The 22,874-nt window shown below is 70.8% G+C and carries 16 protein-coding genes; 12 read left to right on the top strand and 4 right to left on the bottom strand.

Annotated elements, in window-relative coordinates; all coding sequences use genetic code 11:
* Window positions 1–2 precede the first annotated feature (2 nt).
* The 5 genes from LUW87_RS05870 (at window position 3) to LUW87_RS05850 (ending at window position 6,290) form a co-directional block, all read left to right on the top strand.
* Window positions 3–1,190, top strand: a complete 1,188-nt coding sequence (locus LUW87_RS05870) for a glycosyltransferase family 4 protein (RefSeq protein WP_232670158.1) — start codon at window positions 3–5, stop codon at window positions 1,188–1,190.
* 85 nt (window positions 1,191–1,275) lie between these two features.
* Window positions 1,276–2,250: a Gfo/Idh/MocA family protein gene (locus LUW87_RS05865; RefSeq protein WP_232670157.1), complete on the top strand. Its 975-nt coding sequence runs from the start codon at window positions 1,276–1,278 to the stop codon at window positions 2,248–2,250.
* Window positions 2,247–3,575, top strand: a complete 1,329-nt coding sequence (locus LUW87_RS05860) for a hypothetical protein (RefSeq protein WP_232670156.1) — start codon at window positions 2,247–2,249, stop codon at window positions 3,573–3,575. The genes LUW87_RS05865 and LUW87_RS05860 overlap by 4 nt, the downstream gene beginning before the upstream one ends.
* Before the next feature lie 62 nt (window positions 3,576–3,637).
* Window positions 3,638–4,837: a glycosyltransferase gene (locus LUW87_RS05855; protein WP_232670155.1), complete on the top strand. Its 1,200-nt coding sequence runs from the start codon at window positions 3,638–3,640 to the stop codon at window positions 4,835–4,837.
* A 37-nt stretch (window positions 4,838–4,874) separates the two neighbouring features.
* Window positions 4,875–6,290: a hypothetical protein gene (locus tag LUW87_RS05850; RefSeq protein ID WP_232670154.1), complete on the top strand. Its 1,416-nt coding sequence runs from the start codon at window positions 4,875–4,877 to the stop codon at window positions 6,288–6,290.
* Between the two features lie 56 nt (window positions 6,291–6,346).
* On the opposite strand, the gene LUW87_RS05845 is transcribed toward LUW87_RS05850, so the two are convergent.
* Window positions 6,347–8,980 (bottom strand): hypothetical protein, encoded by a 2,634-nt coding sequence (locus tag LUW87_RS05845; protein ID WP_232670153.1) that lies wholly within the window; start codon window positions 8,978–8,980, stop codon window positions 6,347–6,349.
* 194 nt (window positions 8,981–9,174) lie between these two features.
* Here LUW87_RS05845 and LUW87_RS05840 point away from each other — a divergent pair, with 194 nt between their 5' ends.
* The 4 genes from LUW87_RS05840 (at window position 9,175) to LUW87_RS05825 (ending at window position 13,903) form a co-directional block, all read left to right on the top strand.
* On the top strand, window positions 9,175–9,978 hold the full coding sequence (locus LUW87_RS05840) for an ABC transporter permease (RefSeq protein ID WP_232670152.1): 804 nt from the start codon (window positions 9,175–9,177) through the stop codon (window positions 9,976–9,978).
* Window positions 9,979–9,980: 2 nt separating this feature from the next.
* Window positions 9,981–11,195 (top strand): ABC transporter ATP-binding protein, encoded by a 1,215-nt coding sequence (locus tag LUW87_RS05835; RefSeq protein ID WP_232670151.1) that lies wholly within the window; start codon window positions 9,981–9,983, stop codon window positions 11,193–11,195.
* Between the two features lie 98 nt (window positions 11,196–11,293).
* Complete coding sequence (locus LUW87_RS05830) at window positions 11,294–13,540, top strand: glycosyltransferase (protein WP_232670150.1); 2,247 nt, start codon at window positions 11,294–11,296, stop codon at window positions 13,538–13,540.
* Entirely contained in the window at window positions 13,541–13,903 is a 363-nt protein-coding gene (locus LUW87_RS05825; RefSeq protein WP_232670148.1) for a hypothetical protein, read from the top strand.
* A 35-nt stretch (window positions 13,904–13,938) separates the two neighbouring features.
* On the opposite strand, the gene LUW87_RS05820 is transcribed toward LUW87_RS05825, so the two are convergent.
* The 3 genes from LUW87_RS05820 to scpA form a co-directional block, all read right to left on the bottom strand.
* Complete coding sequence (locus LUW87_RS05820) at window positions 13,939–16,413, bottom strand: glycosyltransferase (protein WP_232670147.1); 2,475 nt, start codon at window positions 16,411–16,413, stop codon at window positions 13,939–13,941.
* A 112-nt stretch (window positions 16,414–16,525) separates the two neighbouring features.
* On the bottom strand, window positions 16,526–17,515 hold the full coding sequence (gene meaB / locus LUW87_RS05815) for a methylmalonyl Co-A mutase-associated GTPase MeaB (protein WP_232670146.1): 990 nt from the start codon (window positions 17,513–17,515) through the stop codon (window positions 16,526–16,528).
* 21 nt (window positions 17,516–17,536) lie between these two features.
* A complete protein-coding gene (gene scpA / locus LUW87_RS05810) occupies window positions 17,537–19,699 on the bottom strand; it encodes a methylmalonyl-CoA mutase (protein ID WP_232670145.1) in 2,163 nt (720 codons plus the stop codon).
* A gap of 190 nt (window positions 19,700–19,889) precedes the next feature.
* Between scpA and LUW87_RS05805 the strand changes: the two genes are divergently transcribed.
* From LUW87_RS05805 to LUW87_RS05795, 3 genes are all read left to right on the top strand, one after another.
* Window positions 19,890–20,636 (top strand): ABC transporter ATP-binding protein, encoded by a 747-nt coding sequence (locus LUW87_RS05805; RefSeq protein WP_232670144.1) that lies wholly within the window; start codon window positions 19,890–19,892, stop codon window positions 20,634–20,636.
* A complete protein-coding gene (locus LUW87_RS05800) occupies window positions 20,633–21,418 on the top strand; it encodes an ABC transporter permease (RefSeq protein ID WP_232670143.1) in 786 nt (261 codons plus the stop codon). The genes LUW87_RS05805 and LUW87_RS05800 overlap by 4 nt, the downstream gene beginning before the upstream one ends.
* An 87-nt stretch (window positions 21,419–21,505) precedes the next feature.
* Window positions 21,506–22,864, top strand: coding sequence for a dihydrolipoyl dehydrogenase family protein (locus tag LUW87_RS05795; protein ID WP_232670141.1), 1,359 nt, complete (start codon window positions 21,506–21,508; stop codon window positions 22,862–22,864).
* Window positions 22,865–22,874: the final 10 nt, after the last annotated feature.

The raw sequence follows: 22,874 nt of genomic DNA, 5'->3' as shown, positions 1-22,874 counted from the left end.
CCGTGCGCATCGCCGTCGTCAACGCCTTTTTCCCGCCGCGGGCCGGGGGCAGCGCCCACCTGAGCGAGGCGGTGGCCCGCCACTGCGCCGAGGCCGGCCACGAGGTGATGGTCATCACCTCGTCGTTCCCCGACGCCCCGCCCGAGGAGACGGTCGGGGGGTTGCGGGTGGTGCGACTCCCGGGGTTCGCGCCCACGTCGCGGCTGGCGTTCAACTACGACATCCCGTTCGCAGCCTCCCCGCGGAACATCCGTCGGGCGTTCCGGCTCCTCGACGAGTTCGCACCCGACGTCGTCCACCAGCACGGGCAGTTCTTCGACCTGACCTGGATGAGCACCCTGTGGGCTCGGCGTCGCCACGTCCCCGTCGTACTGTCGGTGCACACCCGCCTCATCAGCCCCAGCCGCCTGCACGGCGGGGTGATGGCCGCGGGCGACCTCACGGTGGTGCGGGCCCTCGTGCGGGCGTCGCGGCCGTGGGTGGTGGCGGTCGACGGTCCGGTGCACACGTACGTGCGAGCCCGCTACGGCATCGCCGAGGACCACGTCGTCGACATCCCGGTGGGGGTCGAGACCGACCGCTTCACCACCGGCGACGGGGCGACGGTGCGAGATCGCCTCGGCATCGGCGACCGCCCGACGATCCTGTCGTTGGGCCACGTCATCCCGCTCCGCGATCGTCTCGCCCTGGTCGAGGCCATGCCTCGCATCCTCGAGAAGGTTCCCGACGTGGCCGTGGTGGTGGTCGGTCACGTCTACGACGACCGCTTCGAGCGGCGGGCGAAGGAGTTGGGCGTGGACGGGTCGCTCATCGTCACCGGCGCGGTGCCCAAGCACGAGGTGCCGGACTTCGCGGCGGCGGCGGACGTCGAGGCCCACGACCTGCAGGATCTCGGCTTCGGCACCGCCAGCCTGGAGATGCTGGCGGCCGGGGTGCCGGTGGTGACCACCGCGCTCCCCGACAACTACCCGACCGGTCGTCTCGTCGACGGCGAGAACGTGCTGCTGGCCCGCGCCGGCGATCTCCGAGGCATCGCCGACGCGTTCGTGCGGCTGCTCGACGACCCGGCTCTACGGCGCCAGGTCGGAGAGGGTGGGCGGCGCCTCATCGAGGAGCGCTTCTCCATGGAGGCCGTGACCGCCGCCCACCTCGACCTCTACGAACGGGCGATCGCCGAGAACCGGCCCTAGCCCGCTCCGGGGCGCCCAACGGCGCCCCACGGCACCCGCCGGGGTTCCCGGGCCGCCGACGCGCCGGTGGTACTTTCGATCACGAATGTCGCCACTACGGATCGCCCTCGTGGGCTCGGGGATGATGGGCTCGCTGCACGCCCGGGTCATCGCCCAGCACCTCTCGACCGAGCTCACCTTCGTCGTCGACACCGACGCCACGCGAGGACTGGCCACCGCCGAGACGTGGGGCTCGAAGTGGGTCCCCGACCTCGATGACTTCGGCGCGATCGACGCCCTCGTCGTGGCCACGCCCAGCGAGACCCACCTCGAGTGGGCGCTGCGGTCGCTCGACGCCGGTCGTCCCACGCTGGTCGAGAAGCCGCTGTCGCAGGATCTCGACGAGGCCCGTCGGTTGGTCGAGGCCTCCGAGGCCAACGGCGTCCCGCTCGTCTGCGGGCTGCTCGAGCGGTTCAACCCGGCAGTGCTCAAGATGCACGAGATCGTCGAGAACCCCGTCCACGTGAACGTGGTGCGCCACTCGCCGCACACGCCGCGCATCACCCAGGGCGTGGCGTTCGACCTCGCCATCCACGACGTCGACCTCGCCATCCGGCTGGCCGGTGAGCGCCCCGATCGCGTGCAGGCCCAGCTCTCGAGGTGCCACCCCACGTCCCCGCCGGGCTCCGAGGACATCGCGGAGATCGCGCTGTCGTTCCCCCGGGGTCTGGTGGCGGGCCTCTCGGCCAGCCGGGTCTCCCAGCGCAAGCTGCGCACCCTGCAGGTCGCCGAGCTCGAACGTCTCATCGAGGTCGACCTGCTCCGGCGTGACATCACCGTGTACCACCACGTGGGCGCCGACTTCCTCGAGGGCCGCCAGACCGGCTACCGCCAGCAGACGGTGATCGACATCCCGGCCATCCTCGACGCCCGCGAGCCCCTGGTCACCCAGCTCGAGCACTTCGTGGCACTGGCCGCAGGCGCCGGCGACGTCGACGCGGAGCGCCGTTCCATCCTTCCTCCGCACGAGGTCCTCGACCAGATCGTCGGTTCGGCCCGGGTCGCCGAGGCCACCCGATGAAGGCCAAGGCCACGCGGATCGCCGCCCAGGCCCGTCAGACGCTGCCCGAGGGCACGACGTCGGTCGGTGCCGGCCTGGCCGTCGCCGCCCTCACCTCGTACGTCTTCGTCGTCATCTCCCTGAACTCGCTCGTCGGCGGCGCAGCCGCGGCCTTCTCGGCGTTCTGGGCGGTCATCTTCGTGGCCGGGCCCGGCTTCTTCCTCCCCCTCGAACAGGAGGTGGGCCGAGCGGTCGCCCACCGCCGGGCGCAGGGCCTCGGCGGCGGCCCCCTGGTGCACCGGGCGGCCCGCCTGGGCGGCCTCATCACCCTGGTCCTGATCATCGCGTCGGTGGCGTCGACGCCGCTGCTCAACGATCGCCTCTACCACGGCGACATGCTGTTCGTGCCCGCGATCGTGGTGGGCCTCATCGGGTTCTACGTCGTGCACCTCACGCGCGGCGTGCTCGCCGGGCAGGGTCGGTTCCGGGCCTACGGCGAGCTGCTGGCCGCCGAGGGCATCCTGCGCCTCGTGGGCGCCCTCGCGCTGGCGGGGGTCGGGGTGGACCGCGCCGGCGCCTACGCCATGGTGCTGGCCATCGCCCCGTTCTTCGCCGCCGCCTTCGCCCTGCGGCGCCAGCGAGGTCTGCTCGAGACGGGACCCGACGCGCCGTACAGCGAGCTCTCGGCCGCCCTGGGCTGGCTGATGCTGGGGTCGGTGCTGACCCAGTCGCTGGCCTACTCGCCCCTGCTGGCCGTGAACCTGCTCAGCGGCCCGGACGAAGCCGTCCTGGCCGCCGGGTTCGCCTCCGCGTTCTTCGTCGCCCGCGTGCCGGTGCTGGCGTTCCAGGCGATACAGGGCACGCTGCTGCCCAAGCTCGCCGGGCTGGCCGGGTCCGGGCGCCACGACGAGTTCCGCGTGGGGCTCCAGAAGCTGTTGCTCGTCGTCGTGGGCGTGGCCGTCCTGGGCGCCATCGGGGCCTTCACCGTGGGCCCCTTCGTCGGGCGCATCCTGTTCAACGACTTCAACCTCGGAGCCACCGGCCTCGGTCTACTGGCCGCCGGCAGCGGCGCGTTCATCGTCGCCATGACCCTCGCCCAGGCGCTCATGGCCCTGGGTGGGCACAAGCTGATGGCGGGCTCCTGGGCCCTCGGCCTGCTGGCCTGCCTCGCCGTGATCGCGATCATCCCCGATCTGGAGCTGAGGGTCGAGATCGGCTTCATCGTCGGATCGGCGGCCGCGGCCACCGCCATGGGCTTCGCCACCTGGTCGCGGATCGGGTTGGCCGAGGGGATCGGCATCGAACCGCTGGTCGAGGCCATCGAGCACGAACCCATCGAGATTTGAACGCGACGGCGAGGGGTGCGGGCCGGATCTGCTTCCTGACCGGGGACCCGGTCGGGCCCCTCATGGCCGGGCCGGCCATCAGGGCGGTCGAACTGGCCCGGGCGCTCGCCGCCGAAGGGCATCCGGTGGAGGTCCTGGCCCCCGAGGTCAGCGGCCCCCTTCCGGCCGGGACACCGCCGGTCTCGGCGGTCGAGGACGACGAGGCCGTGCGGGCGAGGCTGCAGGGGGCCGACGCTGTCGTGGGGTTCTCCGCGGTGCTGGCCGAGCGGCCGTGGATCTTCGAGCTGGGGATCCCGGTCGTGGTCGACGCCTACGATCCCGGGCTGCTCGAGACGCTGGTGCGGTTCCAGGGCTCACCCGTCAACGAGCAGCGGGATTGGGTGTCGGCCGCCCGCCGTCACCTCCTCGATCCGCTCGAGCGGGCCGACCTGGTGCTGGTCGCCAGCGAACGTCAGCGCCACCTGGTGCTGGGCCTGCTCGTGGCCGCCGGACGGGTGAACCCCCGGACCGTGGCCGAGGACCCCACCCTGCGGTCGCTCTGCGCCGTCGTGCCCTTCGGGACCCCCAGCGACCCACCGGAGCCGACCGGGGGGGATCCGCTGCGCGGATCGGCCGGGCTGGTGGCCGACGACGCGGTGGTGGCGCTGTGGGGCGGGGGGCTCTACGGCTGGCTCGATCCCCTGACCCTCGTCCGGGCAGTGGCGCGGTGCGAGGACGAGCGGGTGGTCGCCGTCTTCCTCGCCGGACCCCACCCCACCCCGGCAGTGGGGGCCTCGCCGCTGGTCGAGCGCACCCGGCAGCTCGCCGACGACCTCGGCGTGCTGGGTCGGCGGGTCGTGCTCGTCGAACGATGGGTGCCCTACGCCGAGCGGGGGGACTGGTTGCTCTCGGCGGACATCGGGGTCAGCCTCCACCACGACCACGTCGAGACCACGTTCTCGTTCCGCACCAGGATCCTCGACTACCTGTGGGCCGGTCTTCCGATCCTGTGCACGCAGGGTGATCACTTCGCCGACATCGTGGAGGGGGAGGAGCTCGGCGCGGTCGTTCCCTTCGGGAGCGCCGGGGCCGTGGCGGCGGCGCTGCGGTCGCTCGCCGGCGAGACCGCCGAGACAGCTCGGCGGCGGTCGGCGCGGATCGCCTCGCGGGCGGCCCGGTCCACGTGGTCGAGCGCCGCCGCTCCGCTCGCGGACTGGTGCACACGTCCACGGTTGGCCGCCGACCGGTCTGCGTTGCCCGGCGACCTCAGGCCCGGAAGCTAGGGTCGCGTCCCGTGCCGAGACCCATCGTCATCTCTTGGTGAACGACGAGCACCTCCCTGCAACCGGCCACCCGGAACGCTCGGCGCGGACCCGGGCGGGGCTCACCCTCGCGGCGCTGCTCGTCGTTGCGTGCGGGATCAACGTGGCCCACATGTTGCGCTACACCGAGCTGTCGCCGATCGACGAGGCTCAGCATCTCGATTCGTTGATCCGCATCCCCCGGGGCGATCTCATCGGCAGTGGGGAGCGGATGGGGCAGGAGACGCTTCGGATCCAGACCTGTCAACGCATCGATTCCCCCTTCGACGAAGCAGTACCGCCCTGTCAGCCCGCTGATGGTCCCTACCTCGACCCTGCCACCTTCCAGGAAGAGGGATACAACACGGCGTTCATCCACCCCCCGACCTACTACATGGTCGGCGGGGTCCTCGCGAGAGGGATCGACGTCGTCCTTCCTGGTGACCACGACCTGCTGACAACCGGGAGGCTGGCCGGGCTGACCTGGGTGGTGGGCAGTGTCGTCTTCCTGTGGCTGCTGCTCGCCGAGCTGGGGGCCGGACTCCTCGGGCGATCGAGTCTCATCCTGCTGGCCGTCACCGCTCCGACGGTGTTGCACGCGAGCGCCACGATCAACCCGGATGGGACCGCACTGCTGACTGGTGCGGCGCTGCTGTGGGCGACTCTGCGATGGGAACGCGGCCGGATGACGACGTGGGTGCCCCTCGCACTGGTGGGGTTGGCCGCGGCCATCAAGGTGACGAACCTGGTGGGTGTCGCCGTCGTCGTGGCCTACCTCGTCGTCCGTGCCGTGAACAGCACGGATGAGGAAGGGCTGCGCTCCACCCGCTTCGGGCTGAAGGAGCGCTTCTGGCAACCGGAGTCGCGCGCGCGGCGCCTCTTGACGATGGCCGGCGGTCTCGTCGTCGTCGTCGGTGTGGTGTCGTTCGGTTGGTTCGTCGCGCAGCGCGTGCTCCAGGAAGCACCGCCATCGACGATTCCGATGGTGTCACGCTACGAGATCACGAGCTTCCCGCTCGTCGAGATGGCGAGCTCCTGGAGCCAGACGGTCAGCCCCCTGCAGACGCCCTACCTGCCCGACATCCTCCAGACCGACGGCGTGATGGCGATGGCGGCCATCGTCGCCATGTTGATCGTCGTCGGTGCGGTGGCGGGAACGATCCTCGCGGTGCGGGGAAGCCGAGAACGATCGCTCGGTGTCTGCGCCCTCGTGCTCTTGCCCCTGCTGGGCCCGCTCCTCGTCCTCTTCAACGCGATCGTGCAAGGCCTCTACGTGGTCATCCCGAGCCGGTATGGCCTTGCGCTGATACCAGCGCTGCTCGCGGCTGCGGTGCCTGCACTGCGCTATCGCACCTCCCTCGTCGTCGCCGGCTCTGCTGCGGTCCTCGCCGTGGGGTCGCTGGCGCTGGCGCTCGTTGCTGCCCCTCCCGCCTGAGCTCGGCTCCGAGACGCACCGCTGTCCGATTCGCCGCGCCGAGGCGACATCCCGGGTCAGATCCTCCGGCAGCCCAACAAGGCGTTCCCGCCGGCCGTCCCGGGGCTGTTGACGGCGTAGGCGCAGAGCACGTGCGGGCCAGGGGTCACCCCGAGGGTGGCGGCGAACCCGTGGCGAGGACCGAACGCCGGATACACCTGGCCGACGTCGGAGCGGAGCCGGTCGGCCGTCAGCGCGGCCGCGCCGACTCCGTCCACGTAGACATGCACCTCGTTGGGTCCCGTGGCGTCGGGGTCGATCGCCCACCCTGCCAACGTGACGGACCGAGCGTCCGTGCGCCGGACCAGGTCCAGGGATCCGAACGGGTCGACCGGCATCCGGACGTTGCGACAACCCAGTAGCGCGTTGCCTCCTCGGCCGGTGTTGATCCCGTAGGCGCAGACGACGTTGTTCGCACTTCGGGACGGAACCTGTAGGGAGTACCCGTGGTTCGGCCCGTAGCCCGCAAAGGCCGCGGCCACGTCGTCGCGCCGGTTGCTGGCGATCGTGGAACCGCTGAAGTTGCCGTTCACGTAGACGTGGACGCCGATCGAGGCCGCGGTGTCAGGATCGATCGCCCAGCCGGCGACGCCGATCTTCCCCGGCCCCGAAGGCCGTGCCGCGTCGACTGTTCCGAACGGGCTCCCCGAGCGGACCGTCACGGTCCGGCATCCGAGGAGCGGATTGCCCCCGCTGCCGACGTTGATGGCATACGCACAAACGGTCTGGGCTCCGGCGGAAGCCGGGAACGTCATGTCGAAGCCGTGCAGAGAGCCCCAGCCGGGGATCGCACGGCCTACGTCGGGACGGGGGAGCGAGGCCGTGCCGGCTCCCAGGAACCGTCCGTTGGCGTACACGTGCACGTCGATCGGCTCATCGACGGCGGTGTCGGGGTCGATCGCCCAGCCGGCGACGCGAACCGTCCCTGGGGGAGCGCTCACCATGTCCAGCGAGCCGAAGGGGATCCCGCTCGGCACGTCGACGTCGAGCGAGCCGGTCGCATAGGCGCGGCTGACCGTCCCGTCCGGTGAACGAAACACCAGGTAGGGCCAATAGGTCCCCGACGGTGTGCCCTTCGCGTTCCACTGGAAGCTGTTGGTTCCCGGGTTCATCGACAGTCCCGAGGCGAGCTTGGTGCCGTCGAATCCGGCGCGATCGTCGTCGATCCAGACCTCGGCCGTGGTGCCCGACTGCCAGGCGTTGTCCCGGAAGGTGAAGGTGAAGTTGGGGTCGGCCCGTTCGTTGCGGGCGAGGCGGACATGGTCGATCCGCCAGGTCCGGCCCCCCGGGTCCTCATGGGGATCGAAGCGGATGTATCGGATCCGGCGACTGCTCGGCCCTCCCCAGCCCACAGGGTCGGCCGACGTCTCGTCTTCGATCAGCGAGGGCGGATCGGTCTTGAGGTCGAAGCTCACCGTCTGCCATCCCGGGGTGACCACGACGTCGCGGCCGTCATGCCAGCTGATGCCGCCCGACCCGTTGTCCACACCCCAGATGAGGCGCATCACCATCCCCCCACCAGGAGCGTCGTCGAGTCCCATCGGTCCGTCGTAGGAGATCCGGAAGCTGAGTCGATGCCACGTGGTGGCGTCGATCGGCCCCGCCGTCGGCAGGTAGAAGTAGGGATCGCCAGCGGCGGCCAGACCGCTGCCGGACCCGGTCAGCAGGCCACCACCGAACGTGGGTCGGAAGTTGTTGATGCCGACGGCGTCGGTTGGTTGTGAGAAGTCCCAGGCGTCGCCCCTGAGGGTCGTGGCGTAGTCGTCGCCCCCGAGCACGGAGGGGGTGAGCATCTCCGGTTGGGGTCGAGGCGCGATGACCAGTGGATCGCTGTAGGCGCCGACCTGCCCACCTTCCTTGGTGTAGAAGCGATACTCGCCCGGTGGGTAGGCGGCGGCGTTGAACGACACCGAGCCCCCCGAAGGCAGGCCGGTGCCCAGACGCCCCGCGCTCGAGCCTTCCAGCCGCGACGGGTCGTTGTTCGTGGGATCCGCATCGGAGTCCCACCACACCTCGCTGCCGGCGCCGCCTTCGACCGAGACCGTCACCGGTGCGGTGGCCTCGTGGATGCGCAGCCAATCGATGTGGACCGGGAAGCTGCTCGGTGTCGAGCCGCTCGGGGTCACTCGAAGCCCGGTGATGGCACCGGACCAGCCCCCGATGCTGTCGAAGAGGTAGGGCCCCTGGGTGGGATCGATCTCGTAGGTGTTCCAACCCGGGAACACCGTGAAGGCCTTGGCGGCGGCGCAGCCCGGGACCTGGCCCCAACAGGTGAACCACGTGACGCCCCCCGCCTGCGGCGTGCTGGCACCGGAGTACATCCGGATCGAGATCCGGTTGTAGCGCGTCGCAGTGATCGGGAACTGTTCGCTGTCACGCCCCCGCAGGATGCTGCCGAGCGTCCTCACCGGCTGGAAGAACCCGCCGCTGGTGGCTCCGAAGCTCATTCGGCCGTCAGCCACGACCGGATTCGTGAGGCCGCTGGTCGACGCCGGTGGCAGGTCCTCGGGATTGTCGAAGTCGAACGAGTCGGCGAGGTTCTCCCCGGCCCAGTCGGGTGCCTCCACGTACGTCGTGGTGGACGGGGTAGCGCTCGCGGTGCCGGCGGAAGCGGCGATCTCCGGCAGGCCGGCGATCAGAGCTGTGGCCAAGACGGAAACCACCAGCGCCCGGCTGGCACGCGAGTGCGCGTTCATGAGAGAGACATCGGCATCGGGTGCCGCGGCCTGAAGGTCATGCGAGGCCGCGAGAGCGCTGAGCGGCCGCTGCTACCCTCGGGGGGCTCACACCCGGCTGGATCGGGGGCTTCCGCCCGGCGCGGCCCGCCCCGAGGAGACCCCCCAAGTTGACCGCTGTCACCGAGATCTGGGCCTACCGAAGCCTGATCTACAACCTCGCACAACGCGAGCTCCGAGCTCGGTACAAGAAGAGCCTGCTCGGCTGGCTCTGGTCGCTCATCAACCCGGCGTCGATGCTGCTCATCTACAGCGTCGTGTTCGGCGTCTTCCTGCGCCAGACCCCCCCGCCGATGGGCAACGGCACCGACGTCTTCGCCCTGTACCTCTTCGCCGGGCTCTACGTCTGGAACCTCTTCAACGGCACCGTGATGGGGGCCATCGCGGCCCTGCAGGCCGGGGGTCTGCTCAACAAGGTGTACTTCCCGCCCGCCTGCCCGGCCATCGCCAACACCATCACGGTGGTGCTGCAGGCGATCATCGAGGGCGCCATCCTGGCCCTGGTCATGGTGATCATCGGGAACGTGAGCATCACCTTCCTGCTCTTCCCGCTGCTGCTGGTGTTCGTCACCATGTTCGCCATCGGGATCGGGTTGGCCCTCAGCGTCTACAACATCTACTACCGCGACGTGGGCTACCTGGTGGGGATCTTGATGAACCTCCTCTTCTACGCCACCCCCATCATCTACCCGCTGAGCATCGTCCCCGAGCAGCTGTGGGGCCTGCCCATGCGGCGGATCATCTCGTTGAACCCCATCAGCCAGTTCGTGGAGTGGTCCCGCGACGCCTTCTACCTGCTGCAGTGGCCGAGCCTCTCGTCGTTCCTCGGGGTGATCCTGACCTCCGTTGTCACGTTCGTCGTGGGATGGTCGATCTTCGTGCGCAAGTCACGCAACATCACCGAGGAGCTGTAGGCGTGGGTGTGATCGAGGTCGACGACGTCTCCAAGCGGTTCAAGCTCTACAAGGACCGTCCCGGCAGCGTGAAGGAGATCTTCACCAAGTTCGCCAGCAAGCGCTACGAGGACTTCTGGTCGCTCCGCGACGTGAGCCTCGAGGTGGAGGAGGGCACGGTCTACGGCCTGATCGGCCACAACGGGTGCGGTAAATCGACCCTCCTGCGGCTGATGGCCGGCATCTACAAGCCCACCAAGGGCACGGTGCGCACCGAAGGGCGCATCTCGGCGCTGCTCGAGCTCGGCGCCGGGTTCCACCCCGAGCTCACCGGGCGGGAGAACGTCTACCTGAACGCGTCGATCCTGGGCCTCAAGCGCAAGGAGACCGATCGGCTCTTCGACGACATCGTCGCCTTCTCCGGTCTCGAGGCGTTCATCGACTCGCCGGTCAAGCACTACTCCAGCGGCATGTTCGTGCGCCTGGGCTTCTCCGTCGCCGTCCACGTCGACCCTCAGATCCTCCTCATCGACGAGGTCATCGCCGTGGGGGACGAGGAGTTCCAGCGGCGGTGCTTCGAGCACCTGGCGTCCCTGCGCAACCGCGGGGTGACCATCGTCCTGGTCACCCACAGCCTGCCGTTGGTGCAGACCATGTGCGACCACGCCACCTGGATGGACCACGGCCAGGTGAAGGCCACGGGAGCGGCGCTCGACGTGGTGGGCGAGTACCTCGAGCTGGTCAACCGCAACGAGGAGGAGGCGCACCCGGCCGAGGCCCCCAAGCAGCGCACCGAGGAGCGAACCACACCCCTCACGGTGGAAGGCGTCGAGTTCCTCACCGGCAGCGGCGAAGCGACCAAGTTCGGGCTCACCGGCGAACCGCTCACCGTGCGCATCCACTGGCGGGCCCGTGAGACCGTCGAATGGCCGATCTTCTCCTTCGCCGTCGACTCCGAGGGTGGGCAGCACCTGTCCACCGCCGGGATGCAGGGTCGGGTCGAAGGGGTCGGCCCCTTCCGGGGCGAGGGCATCGTCGATTACCGGATCGATCGCCTCCCCCTGGCGCCGGGGAGCTTCGTGCTCAACGTGGCCGCCCACGACCCGCGCGGCGTCGAGGTGGTCGACCGCATCGACAACGCCGCCACCCTGTGGGTGCGCCCGGGGAAGCGGCTCGTCCCCGGCCTGTTGGATCTCGGCGGTACCTGGGACACGCCTCGCGGGGCCGCAGGGTCGTGAGCGTCGGCGCGACCGGCCGATCGGTCGCGGTCGTGTCGGCCGCGGGGCCGGCCAGCCTGCCCTCGCTCGTGGTGTTGGCCGAGTCGGTGTCTCGTCACATGCCCGACAGCTCCATGTCGTGCCTGGCCCCCACCGCGAGCGGCGCGTCGGTCCCCGGGGCCGAGCTGTTGGCGTGGAGCGATCTCGCTGCCGTCGGGGTGAGCCTCACCGAGGTGCACCGCCGAGCGGCCTTCTCCGGCACCGACGAGCTCCTGACCTCGCTCAAGCCCGCCCTGCTCCGCCTGGCGTTGCAGCGCGGCTTCGACACGGCCGTGTGGCTCGACGCCGACTCCGAGCTCCACGGTGACCTCTCACCCCTCCTCGACGCCGCGGCCGGCGAGGGGCTGGCCCTGGTCCCCCGGGTCCGAGCTCCGCTCCCGGACGACGGACGGCGCATCGACGACGCCTCGCTGCTCACCGAAGGGTTGGTCGACCCCGGCTGCGTGGCCGTCACCAGCGCCGCCGACGAGCTGCTCGCGTGGTGGGAGGCCCGTGCCCGACGGGACTGCCTGCTCGACCCGCCGGGCGGACTCCTGCTCGACCGACGCTGGCTCGAGGCCCTCGTGGTGTTCGGGGCCCGGTTGGTCACCGATCCTGGAGTCGGGGTGAGCTACGTCAACCTCCACGAGCGCCGGTTGGACGGGTCCGTCGAGACCGGCTGGACGGTCGACGGGGAGCCGTTGCACGTCGTCGACTTCGGCGGTTTCGATCCGCAGCGACCGTGGTTGCTGTCGGCGCACCAGGGCGACCGTCCCCGGGTGCGGCTGTCGGACGCTCCGCCCCTGCGGGCGCTCCTGGCCGGCCGGCTCGACGCCCTGACGGCCGCGCAACGGTCCCTTCCCTCACCCCCTGCCCCTTGGCCGTTGGCCACGGCGGCCTGCGGCCTCGACATCGACCAGCGTCAGAGGAGCACCTACCGCCGAGAGCTCCTCGCCGCCGAGGCGGCAGGGACAGCACCTCCGCCGGACCCGTTCGACGACCGCGATCCCGACGCCTATCGCAGGTGGCTCGCCGAACCCGTGGGCGGCACCATCGAGCATCCCCGGAGCCGATGGGGGCAGAGCCTGCTCGACGAGCGGATCGACCTGCGCATCACCTTCCCGCACCCCGACGGTGCCGATGCCGCTCGCTTCCACGCGTGGCTGCAGGAGTGGGCACCCCCGGAGGGAGCCGAGCACGGGCTCATCGCGGCAGGGGTGGAGCCCGACCCCCGACCGCAGCCCGTACCGGGATGCAACGTCGTCGGGTTCCTCGGACTCGACCGCGGCGTCGGGCAGGCCGCCCGCGCCCTGGGCACCGCCGTGGAGGCCGCTGGGTTCCCGGTCCACCGCCTCGACCTCCCCGACCCCGGTCTCCCCCCCGGGCGGCGTGCCCTCGAGGTCGACGTCGGCCCCTACGACGTCAACCTCCTCTCGGTGAACCCGAACGAGGTCGCCCTGCTCGCCGCCAGCGCGGCGCATCGACCGATACTGGAGGACCGCCGCAACATCGGCCTGTGGTTCTGGGAGGTGGACCGGCTGCCGGAGTTCATGGTCCCGGCGTTCGATGTCGTGGACGAGATCTGGGTGGCGAGCCGCTACAACCAGGAGCTCTTCGCCGCCTGGACGGAGACCCCGGTCGAGGTCTTCCCTCACCCGGTGCTGCCCGGCGGGCCCACCCACCTCACCCGGGCCGATCTGGGCCTCCCGGAGGGCTACCTCTTCGGCTTCTTCTTCGACCACCTGTCGATCATGGAGCGCAAGAACCCGGTCGGGTTGGTCGAGGCCTGGAAGCGAGCGTTCGCGCCGACAGATGGTGCGGCACTGGTCCTCAAGTCCATCAACGGCCAGCATCGGGCCACCGACGTCGAGCGGTTGCGCCTCGCCATCGGCGACCGCGACGACATCGTGGTCATCGACGATCACCTCTCCGGGACGGCGATGCGGGCCCTGTACGCGTTGATCGATGCCTACGTCTCGCTGCACCGTTCCGAAGGGTTCGGCCAGACGCTGGCCGACGCCATGGCCCACGCCAAGCCGGTGATCGCCACCGGGTACTCGGCCAACCTCGACTACATGCACGCCGACAACGGCTATCTGGTCTCCTGGACCCCCACGCCGGTCGGCGACGGTTCGTGGCCGTACCCGCCCGAGGCGACATGGGCCGAGCCCGACATCGACGAGGCGGCCGCATGGATGCGCCACCTGTTCGAGAACCCCGACGACGGTCGAGCCAAGGGTGAGCGCGCCCGGCGCGACATCCTCGCCGGGTACTCGTTGGCGCGATCGGCGGCCTTCGTGGCGGCCACTCTGGGGAAGGTGTGGTGAATGGGTGACCCCGAGAACGACCTTCGGCGTCAGCTGAACGAAGCCTTGGACCTGCTCGAACGGCGCGACGCCGAGCTCGAGCATCAGCGCCGCGCGCTGGAGGCCACCGCGGGGCGGTTGGCCGAGTGCGTGGAGCGCCGGCGCCTCGCCGAGGCCAGAGTGGTCGAGGTCGAGGCCGAGGCCGAGCGGCAGCGACGGCTGGCGGAGGAGCCCCTCGGACTCCTCGAGCTCGGGGTTCGGGCCCGCCAGATCGTGGAGGTGCGCACGCTGACGTGGTTGCGGGCCCAGGCGGCGCGCCTGCCCGAGCCGATCGCCGACGGGCTGCGCCGGGTCGTCGGGCTGCTCCGGCGCTCAGCTGGCTGACGCCGGCCCGGTCTCGCGACGACCAGGTCGGGCGCTCAGCGTCTGGTCAGCGCACGACCGCGGTTGACGAGCCGGCGGGCGAGGAGCTCGAGCCCGCCCTCCTGGCGGGCCCGCTTGGCCCCCCGCAGAGACCCCACCGCGGCGCGGACGATCCGCTCGACGAGCCCGACGGGCGCAGGCTGCTTCTCCACCGGCTGCTGCGACCAGGCGTCGGGTGATCGCCCGGCGCTGCGGCAATAGCTGGCGAGGGGCTCGAGCACGTCGCTCCAGCGCATCTCGGAGGCCAGCTGCAGCGACGCGGTGCGGCAGGAGTCTCGGAACTCCACGTCGGTCAGGGTGGTGAGCAGGGCCTCGCTGAGCGCCTCCACGTCCTCGGGTGGGACCGTGATGCCGAGACCTCGCTCGTGGATGATCCCGGCGAGCGTGTCGCCTTGGGTGGACACCACGGGCAGCCCGCACCAGAGGTAGTCGAGGATGCGGGTGCGGAAGCTGAAGGCCGTCTCGACGTGCTCGAAGTGGGTGCTCACACCGAGGTCCGCGTCGAGGAGGTGGTTCTGACGTTCGTCGTAGGGCACCCAGCCCTCGTTGAAGAAGACGTGGGTGCCGTTGATGCCCAGGGCGTCGGCCAGGGCGCGGGCCTCGACGGCGACCCGCATCTGGGGCACGTCCGGGTTGGGGTGCTTGGTCCCCATGAACACCAGGCGGACCTCGGGCAGCGTGTGACGGATCCGATCGACGGCCTCGATGAGCGTGAGCGGATCGAACCAGTTGTAGATGCCACCGCCCCAGATGATGACCTTGTCGTCCTTGCCGATGCCGGGCACGACGCCGCGGATGCCCGGGCCGGTGCGCCGAGGCGGATCGTCCTCGACGCCGAAGGGGACGACCGCGAGCAGCGAACGCAAGCTCTCGTCGGCCTCGTAGACGTAGGGGTTCACCCGCTGGAGGGCCGAGAGCTGCCCGAGCCAGAAGTCCCGCTGCTTCTCGCTGGCGCACAGGAAGAAGTCGCCCCGCCGGATCTGCTCGTTCAACACCCGGACGGTGTGCCCGATCGCGTCGGAGCGCTGGGCCAGGGGCAGGTCCCGGAACTGCTCGAGCTGCTCGAGGTGGAACGGGTCGTAGAGGTCGGCGACGATGATGCGGTCGGTGTGCACCACCCAGGGGTGCTCGTCGAGGAGGAACCCCTGGAACACGATGACGTCGGCCCACCCGACCATCTCGTGGAGGCTGGCGTCGTCGAAGTGCTCGACGGAGAAGTCCGGGTGGCTGATCTCGCACCGGGCCTTGGTGACGAGCCGGACCTCGTGCTCCCGGCTCAGGGTCTTGGCCATGTGCCAGACGCGGATGGCCGGCCCGGCCATCGCCGGGCGCAGCGTGTCGCCCGTGGCGATGAGGATCCGGCGCCGTTCGGCGAAGACCTGATCGGCGCCGAAGGCCTCGGCCACCGGCCGGAAGACGTCGTGGAACGACGCCTCGGCGAGGTTCGGCTGGAGGGGGAGGCGGAACAGGCGGGTGATCTCGGCATCCGGTCGCAGGCGCTGCGCCTGGATCTCCGCCCGCTGGCGCCGCAGGTCGGGGAGGGCCTCGGTGAAGGCGTCGACGGCGGACAGGTGGGCCAGCGCGGCAGGGGGGGTGCCGATGGCCGGCTCGAGGGCGACGGGGGGCGACACCTCCATGTCGAGGCCGTGGCGGTCGATGCCCCCGAGCGTGGTGGCCCGGCGCACGGCGAGCAGGAGGGCGGCCGGCAGCACCCGACGCAGGTTGGCGTCGTCGTAGTTCTTGTAGACGGTGAACAGAGCGTTGCGCTGCAGGAGGAACTGCTCGTAGGCCGGATCGATCGACGTCATCGAGGCGTGGTGACGGTGGTAGACGAGCGAGGTCGGCTCGTAGACGACCCGCAGGCCGGCCAACCAGGTCCGCCAACCGAGGTCGACGTCCTCGAAGAACATGAAGTACCGCTCGTCGAACCCGCCGAGCCGATCGAACACGTGGCGGGGCATCACCATCGCCGCACCGGAGGCGAAGAGGACGTCGTGAGGGCGGTCGAACTCCGGTCCGTCGTCGGCGCCCACGTGGAGCTTGTAGGCCTGCCCGTCGAAGGCCATGGCGGCGGCCGCGAAGTCGATGGTGCGGCCCTCCCAGTCGAGGACCTTCGACGCGATGATGCCGATGCTGGTGTCGTTGCGCAGGCGGTCGACGGCCGCCGTCACCCATCGCGGGTCCGGCCGGGCGTCGTTGTTCAAGAAGGCCACGAACTCGCCCGACGAGCTCGCCACCCCGAGGTTGCAGCCTCCGGCGAAGCCGAGGTTGCGCTCTGCGGGGACCACGCGAGCGCTCGGGCACGCCTCGCGGAGCGTGTCCGCCTCCGCCGCACCGGGCGAGTTGTCCACGACGACGATCTCGAGACGGTCGGCCGGCCAGTCGAGCTCCAGGAGCCCCTCGACCGCAGTGGTGGTGTCCGCCGCCGCTCGGTAGTTCACCAGGACGACGGAAACCGTCGAGTCGCTCATCTGCACCTTCCGCCGGACCATGGACGCGTACACCGACGGACGCACCCTAGTGGGCCCTCTGCGCCCCGATGACGCCGCGAGAGGCGGGGCTCGGTTCGTTGCGCGTGGTGCCTCAACGCCCGCCGAAGCTGTCGAGGAGGCGGCGGGCGGCCACGGTGGGGGACACCCGGCCGGAGGCCACGTCGGCTTCGACCGCACCCACCAGACCGGCCACGGTGGGGTCGGCGCGGAACCGGTCGATCAGCGCATCGGAGATCTCGCTCCACAGCCAGGCGGTGGCCTGGCGGGCGCGGGCGTCGTCGAGCTCTCGGGAGCTGCGCACGGCGGTGTCGAAACGGTCGATCGCGTCCCACACGTCGTCGACGCCGCTGCCGGTGAGAGCCGAGCACGCCAGCACCTCGGTGGCCCAGCTGTGCCACTTCGGGCGCAACAGGTGCACGGCGGCCGCGTAGTCGGCCCGGGTGCGACCCGCGGCGGAGGCCAGATCGCCGTCGGCCTTGTTGACCACCACCAGGTCGGCGAGCTCCATGATGCCCCGCTTGATGCCCTGCAGCTCGTCGCCGCCGCCGGGGGCCACGAGGAGCAGGAAGAGATCGACCATGTCGGCCACCGCCACCTCGGACTGGCCGACTCCGATGGTCTCGACGATCACCACGTCGAACCCGAAGGCCTCGCAGAGCAACATCGCTTCGCGGGTGCGGCGGGCCACCCCTCCGAGCTGGCCGGCGCCGGGGGAGGGCCGGATGAACGCATCGGCGCGACGAGAGAGCTCGCCCATGCGGGTCTTGTCGCCGAGGATGGACCCACCGGTGCGCCGGCTCGACGGGTCGACCGCCAGCACCGCCACGCGGTGGCCTTCGTCGATGACGTGGGTGCCGAGCGCCTCGATGAAGGTGGACTTGCCCACCCCGGGGGGGCCGGAGATGCCCACCCGGCGGGCCCCCCCGGTCTCCGGGGCCAACGTGTCGAGCACCTCGTCGGCCACCGTGCGGTGATCAGCCCGCGTCGACTCGGCCAGGGTGATGGCCCGGGCCAGGGCCCGTCGATCTCCGCCCCGGATGCCTTCGACGAGGCGGCCGGGGTCGGGGATCGGGACGGTCACGACGGGGAGGCGCTCAGGCGCTCAGACGGCCGGGCGGCCGTCGGAGAGCAACGCCAGGACCTTGCGGGCCGCGGCAGGGATCTTGGTGCCGGGGCCGAAGATGGCGGCCACCCCGGCCTCGGTGAGCATGGGGTAGTCCTGCGGGGGGATGACGCCTCCGCACACCACGAGCGTGTCGCCGGCTCCGGCCTTGTCCAACTCCTCGATGAGCTGGGGCACCAGCGTCTTGTGGCCCGCGGCCTGGCTGGAGACGCCCACCAGGTGCACGTCGTGCTCGACGGCGTCGCGGGCCGCTTCCGCCGGGGTCTGGAACAGCGGGCCCATGTCGACGTCGAAGCCCAGGTCGGCGAAGGCGGTGGCGATGACCTTGGCACCCCGGTCGTGCCCGTCCTGGCCCATCTTGGCCACCAACATGCGGGGTCGACGGCCTTCGGCCTCGGCGAAGGCGGCGATCTCCTTCTGGAGCGCCAGGAAGTCCTCGTCCTCCTCGTAGCCTTCGCTGTACACGTTGGAGATGGTACGGACCTCGGCGGTGTGGCGGCCGAACACCGCCTCCATCGCATCGGAGATCTCGCCGAGCGTGGCCCGGGCCCGGGCGGCCTCGATGGCCAGGGCCAGGACGTTGCCGTCGCCCTTGGCCCCTTCGGCGAGCGCATCGAGGGCGGCTCGGCAGGCCTCGTCGTCGCGGCTGGCCCGGATCTGCTCGAGCTTGGCGATCTGGCCCTCACGCACCTTGGTGTTGTCGATGTCGAGGACGTCCACCATCTCCGGGTCCTCGGGGACGTACTTGTTGACGCCCACGACGACGTCCTCACCCCGGTCGACGCGTGCCTGCCTCCGGGCGGCCGACTCCTCGATGCGGAGCTTCGGCATGCCGGTCTCGACGGCCTTGGTCATCCCGCCCAGCTCCTCCACCTCGCAGATGAGCTCCCAGGCGGCGTCGACGAGGTCGTTGGTGAGCGCTTCGACGTAGTAGCTGCCACCGAGCGGGTCGACGGTGCGGGTCACGCCGGACTCGTCCGCGATCACCAGCTGGGTGTTGCGGGCGATGCGGGCGCTGAAGTCGGTGGGCAGGCCGAGCGCCTCGTCGAAGGCGTTGGTGTGAAGGCTCTGGGTGCCGCCGAGCACCGCGGCCATGGCCTCGATGGTGGTGCGCACCACGTTGTTGTACGGATCGGACTCGGTGAGCGAGACGCCGGACGTCTGGCAGTGGGTGCGCAGCATCAGCGACTTCGGGTTCTTCGGGTCGAACTCCGACATGACCCGATGCCACAGCACCCGGGCGGCGCGCAGCTTGGCGACCTCCATGAAGAAGTCCATGCCGATGGCGAAGAAGAACGACAGGCGCCCGGCGAAGGCGTCGACGTCGAGGCCGTTGGCCAGCGCAGCCCGCACGTACTCCTTGCCGTCGGCGATGGTGAAGGCCAGCTCCTGCACCGCCGTGGCGCCGGCTTCTTGCATGTGGTAGCCGGAGATCGAGATCGAGTTGAACTTCGGCATGTCGGTGGCCGTGAAAGCGATGATGTCGGCCACGATCCGCATGCTGGGCTCGGGCGGATAGATGTAGGTGTTGCGGACCATGAACTCCTTGAGGATGTCGTTCTGGATGGTCCCGGCCAGCACCGAGCGGTCGACGCCCTGCTCCTCGCCGGCCACGACGAACATGGCCAGCACGGGGATCACGGCCCCGTTCATGGTCATCGACACGCTCATCTTGTCGAGCGGGATGCCGTCGAACAGGATCTTCATGTCCTCCACGGAATCGATGGCCACCCCGGCCTTGCCCACATCGCCCACCACCCGGGGGTGGTCGGAGTCGTAGCCCCGGTGGGTGGCGAGGTCGAAGGCGACGGACAGGCCCATCTGGCCCGCGGCGAGGTTCCGGCGGTAGAAGGCGTTGGACTCCTCCGCGGTGGAGAAGCCGGCGTACTGGCGCAACGTCCACGCCCGGCCCGTGTACATCGTCGCTCGCACACCCCGGGTGAAGGGGGCGAAGCCCGGGAGGGTGTCGGTGGACAGCTCCGCGACGTCCTCCGCGGTGTAGAGGGGCTTGACCTCGATGCCCTCGGGGGTCGTGGTGACCAGCGTCGACGGGTCGGCGCCCTTCAGGTCCTTGCTGGCGGCTGCCCTCCAGTCGTCGAGGGTGGGCGCAGCGGTCTCGGAGGTCTCGGCGTCGTTGCTCACGGTCTCGCAGCCTAAGAGGCGGGCCCGGCAGGTGTCATGTCCATGGCGGCGCGGGGCCCCGCGGTGCGGCCGGGTCGCTGGCGCTCCCATCGGCCGCCTGGGTGGGCGCCGGGGTGGGGTGGTTCTCGTGGGGGGGCATGGTGGTCGGATCAGCGTGGCGCGCGGTGGCGTGGGCTGGAACGCTGGGCTGGTGGACGACCCGCCGATGCCCGAGCCGGTGCTGCGCTTCGAGGGGGTGCACGTGACGGCCGCGGACGGCAGCGAGATCCTTCGCGGGGTGGACCTCGACGTGTTCGAGGCGCGCCTCACGGTCCTGGCCGGTCCCTCGGGGTCGGGCAAGTCCACCCTGCTGCGCCTCGCCAACCGCCTCGAGGTCCCCTCGGCGGGACGGGTGCTCGTCGGCGGGCTCGACACCGCCGGCACCGACCCGCTGGCCCTGCGGCGCCGGGTCGGGATGGTGTTCCAGCGGCCCACGCCCTTCCCCGGCAGCGTGCGCGACAACCTGGCCGTGGCCGCGCCCACCGCTCCCGCCGAGGAGCTGGCTCGGGCCCTGGAACGGGTGGGCCTCCCGGTCTCGCTGCTCGAACGGGGCGCCGACGACCTCTCCGGCGGCGAGGCCCAGCGGATGTGCCTGGCCCGCACGCTGCTGACCCGACCGGACATCGTGTTGATGGACGAGGTCACGTCATCGCTCGACCCGACCTCCCGCAACGGCGTGGAGGACCTGGCCCGGCGCCTGGTCGACGACGGGATCACCGTGGTGTGGGTCACCCACGACCTGCGCCAGGCCCGCCGCATCGCCGACGAGGTCGTGGTGCTGGTCGACGGCCGGCGGGCCGACGACGACGAGCGGCGCCGCTACCTGGACCAGGACGACCCGGGGGAGGCGCCCGAAGGCCCGGGAGGCTCGCCCGGAGACGCGGGAGAGGCGGCATGAGCTCGACGGCGGCCATCGGCGTCGGCGGGCTGGCGGCCTCGCTCGTGCTGGTGGCGGTGGCGCTCGGCCTGTCGGGCTGGCAGCGGCTCGGGCTCAACCGTTCGATCCTGTGGGCGTCGGCCCGGGCCGGTGTGCAGCTGCTCGCGGTCGGCGCCGCCCTGGTCCTCGTCCTCGATCCGGATGCCCCGCTGGCCTGGTCCTGGCTGTGGGTGGTCGGCATGGTCGTGTTCGCCGGGGTCACCGTGCGCAATCGGGCCCGGGAGGTGCCCGGCCTGGCCGGGCTGGCGGTGCTGGCCATGGCCGTGGTGGTGATCGTCAGCCTGAGCGTCGTGTTCGGGCTGGAGATCTTCCCCATGGAGGGACGCACCATCGTCCCTCTCGCCGGGATGATGATCGGCAACTCGATGACCGCCAGCGTCATCGTCGCCCGTCGCATCGTGGGCGAGCTGGCCGACAAGCGCGACGAGGTGGAGGCTCGCCTGGCGCTCGGGCAGCCATGGCCCGAGGCAGCCCGACCCTACGTCCGCGCCGCCCTGCGAACCGCGTTGGTGCCCCAGATCGAGTCCACCAAGGCCGTGGGGCTGGTGTTCCTCCCCGGAGCGATGACCGGCCTCATCCTGGCGGGGGTCGACGCCGGTGACGCCGTGCTGGTGCAGCTGGCGATCATGTACCTGATCCTCGGATCGGTGGCCTGCAGCGTCACCGTCATCGGCCTGGGGCTGACCCGGCGCCTGTTCACCCGCGACCACCGCCTGGTCCCCCTCGCCCGGGTCGCCAGCTGAGCACCCGGGCCTCGCGGGCTCCTCGGCCGCATCCGGGCCTCGCGGGGGCGGTCCGACAGCGGTGGTGCCGCCAGTAGCCTCTCGCCCATGGCCAAACGCTTCGTGATCATCGGTGGGGGACCGGCGGGCAACACCGCGGCCACCCACGCGGCCCGACTCGGTGCCGAAGTCACGATGATCGAAAAGGACGTGGTCGGCGGAGCCGCCCACCTCTGGGACTGCATCCCGTCCAAGGCCATGATCGCCACCGGCGGGGCGTTGGCGCGACTGAGCAAGGCCGAGGGCATGGGCCTGCGCAACGTCAGCGCCGAGCTCGATTTCGACGCCCTCGCCGAACGCATCCGCTCGATCGAGGAGCGCCTCGAGACCTCCGGCGTCGAGCTGTTGGAGAGCCAAGGCGTCCGCATGGTCGAGGGCGCCGGCCGGCTGGTGGGGCCCAACCAGGTGGTCGCCGAGACGGCCGCCGGTCCCCTCGAGATCGAGGCCGACACCGTGGTGCTCTCCACCGGCAGCCGCCCCCGGATCCCCGACTGGGCCTCCATCGACGGCACGCGGGTGCTCACCACTCGCGACGCGTACCCGCCGCCCCAGCTCCCCGAGCACCTCGTCGTGGTCGGCTCCGGAGTCACCGGCGTCGAGTTCGTGCACATGTTCTCGTCGTTCGGCTGCCAGGTCACCCTCATCGTGAGCCGTCAACAGGTACTGCCCAACAAGGACCCCGAGGTCGCGGCCGCCCTCGAGGACGACTTCATCGCCCGAGGGGTGCGGCTCTACAAAGGCGCCCGTGCGGTGGGCATCGACACCGACGACGACGGGGTCACGGTGCAGTGCGACGACGGCCGCAAGGCGCAGGGATCCCACGTGCTGTTGGCCATCGGCTCGGTCCCCAACTCCGAGACGCTCGGTCTCGACGCCGCCGGCGTCGAGCAGCGCGACGGCTACGTGGTCGTGAACCACAACTGCCAGTCGTCGGTTCCGAACATCTACGCCGCCGGCGATCTCTCGGGCAAGCTCCCGCTGTCATCGGTCGCCTCCATGCAGGGCCGCAAGATCGCCGAGCACGCCATGGGCCTGCACGGCGGAGCCCACCGCCACCTCGACTACGACAAGGCCGCCTCGGCCATCTTCACGGTGCCCGAGATCGCCGACGTGGGCCTCGCCGAGGCCGACGCCTTCGCCGAGGGACGCAAGATCCGGGTCACCAAGGTGCCGTTCTCGGCCAACGCCAAGGCGCTCATCGAGAACGACCCCCGAGGGTTCGTCAAGATCATCTCGGACCCGGCCACCGGAGTGATCCTGGGTGGTTCCATCGTGGGCCGCCGCGCCGCTGAGCTCATCTCGGTCATCGCCCTCGCCGTCACGGCCGGTCTGCGGGTGCACGACATCTACGAGAGCCTGCTGGTGCACCCGACGCTCGCCGAGGCCCTTTCCGACGCCGCCGAGTGAGAGGGTGGCG

The organism is Rhabdothermincola salaria (genome assembly GCF_021246445.1).
GTDB lineage: Bacteria > Actinomycetota > Acidimicrobiia > Acidimicrobiales > Acidimicrobilacustridaceae > Rhabdothermincola_A > Rhabdothermincola_A salaria.
The sequence above is the reverse complement of the archived record's forward strand: the minus strand, read 5'-3'. Positions and strand labels throughout refer to the sequence as shown.

Excerpts from the sequence above, each read along its gene's own strand:
- LUW87_RS05830 (WP_232670150.1), top strand. The coding sequence starts at position 11,294 with ATGCCCGACAGCTCCATGTCGTGCCTGGCCCCCACCGCGAGCGGCGCG.
- LUW87_RS05865 (WP_232670157.1), top strand. The coding sequence starts at position 1,276 with ATGTCGCCACTACGGATCGCCCTCGTGGGCTCGGGGATGATGGGCTCG.
- LUW87_RS05860 (WP_232670156.1), top strand. The coding sequence starts at position 2,247 with ATGAAGGCCAAGGCCACGCGGATCGCCGCCCAGGCCCGTCAGACGCTG.
- LUW87_RS05820 (WP_232670147.1), bottom strand. The coding sequence starts at position 16,413 with ATGAGCGACTCGACGGTTTCCGTCGTCCTGGTGAACTACCGAGCGGCG.
- LUW87_RS05795 (WP_232670141.1), top strand. The coding sequence starts at position 21,506 with ATGGCCAAACGCTTCGTGATCATCGGTGGGGGACCGGCGGGCAACACC.
- LUW87_RS05825 (WP_232670148.1), top strand. The coding sequence starts at position 13,541 with ATGGGTGACCCCGAGAACGACCTTCGGCGTCAGCTGAACGAAGCCTTG.
- LUW87_RS05800 (WP_232670143.1), top strand. The coding sequence starts at position 20,633 with ATGAGCTCGACGGCGGCCATCGGCGTCGGCGGGCTGGCGGCCTCGCTC.
- LUW87_RS05855 (WP_232670155.1), top strand. The coding sequence starts at position 3,638 with ATGGCCGGGCCGGCCATCAGGGCGGTCGAACTGGCCCGGGCGCTCGCC.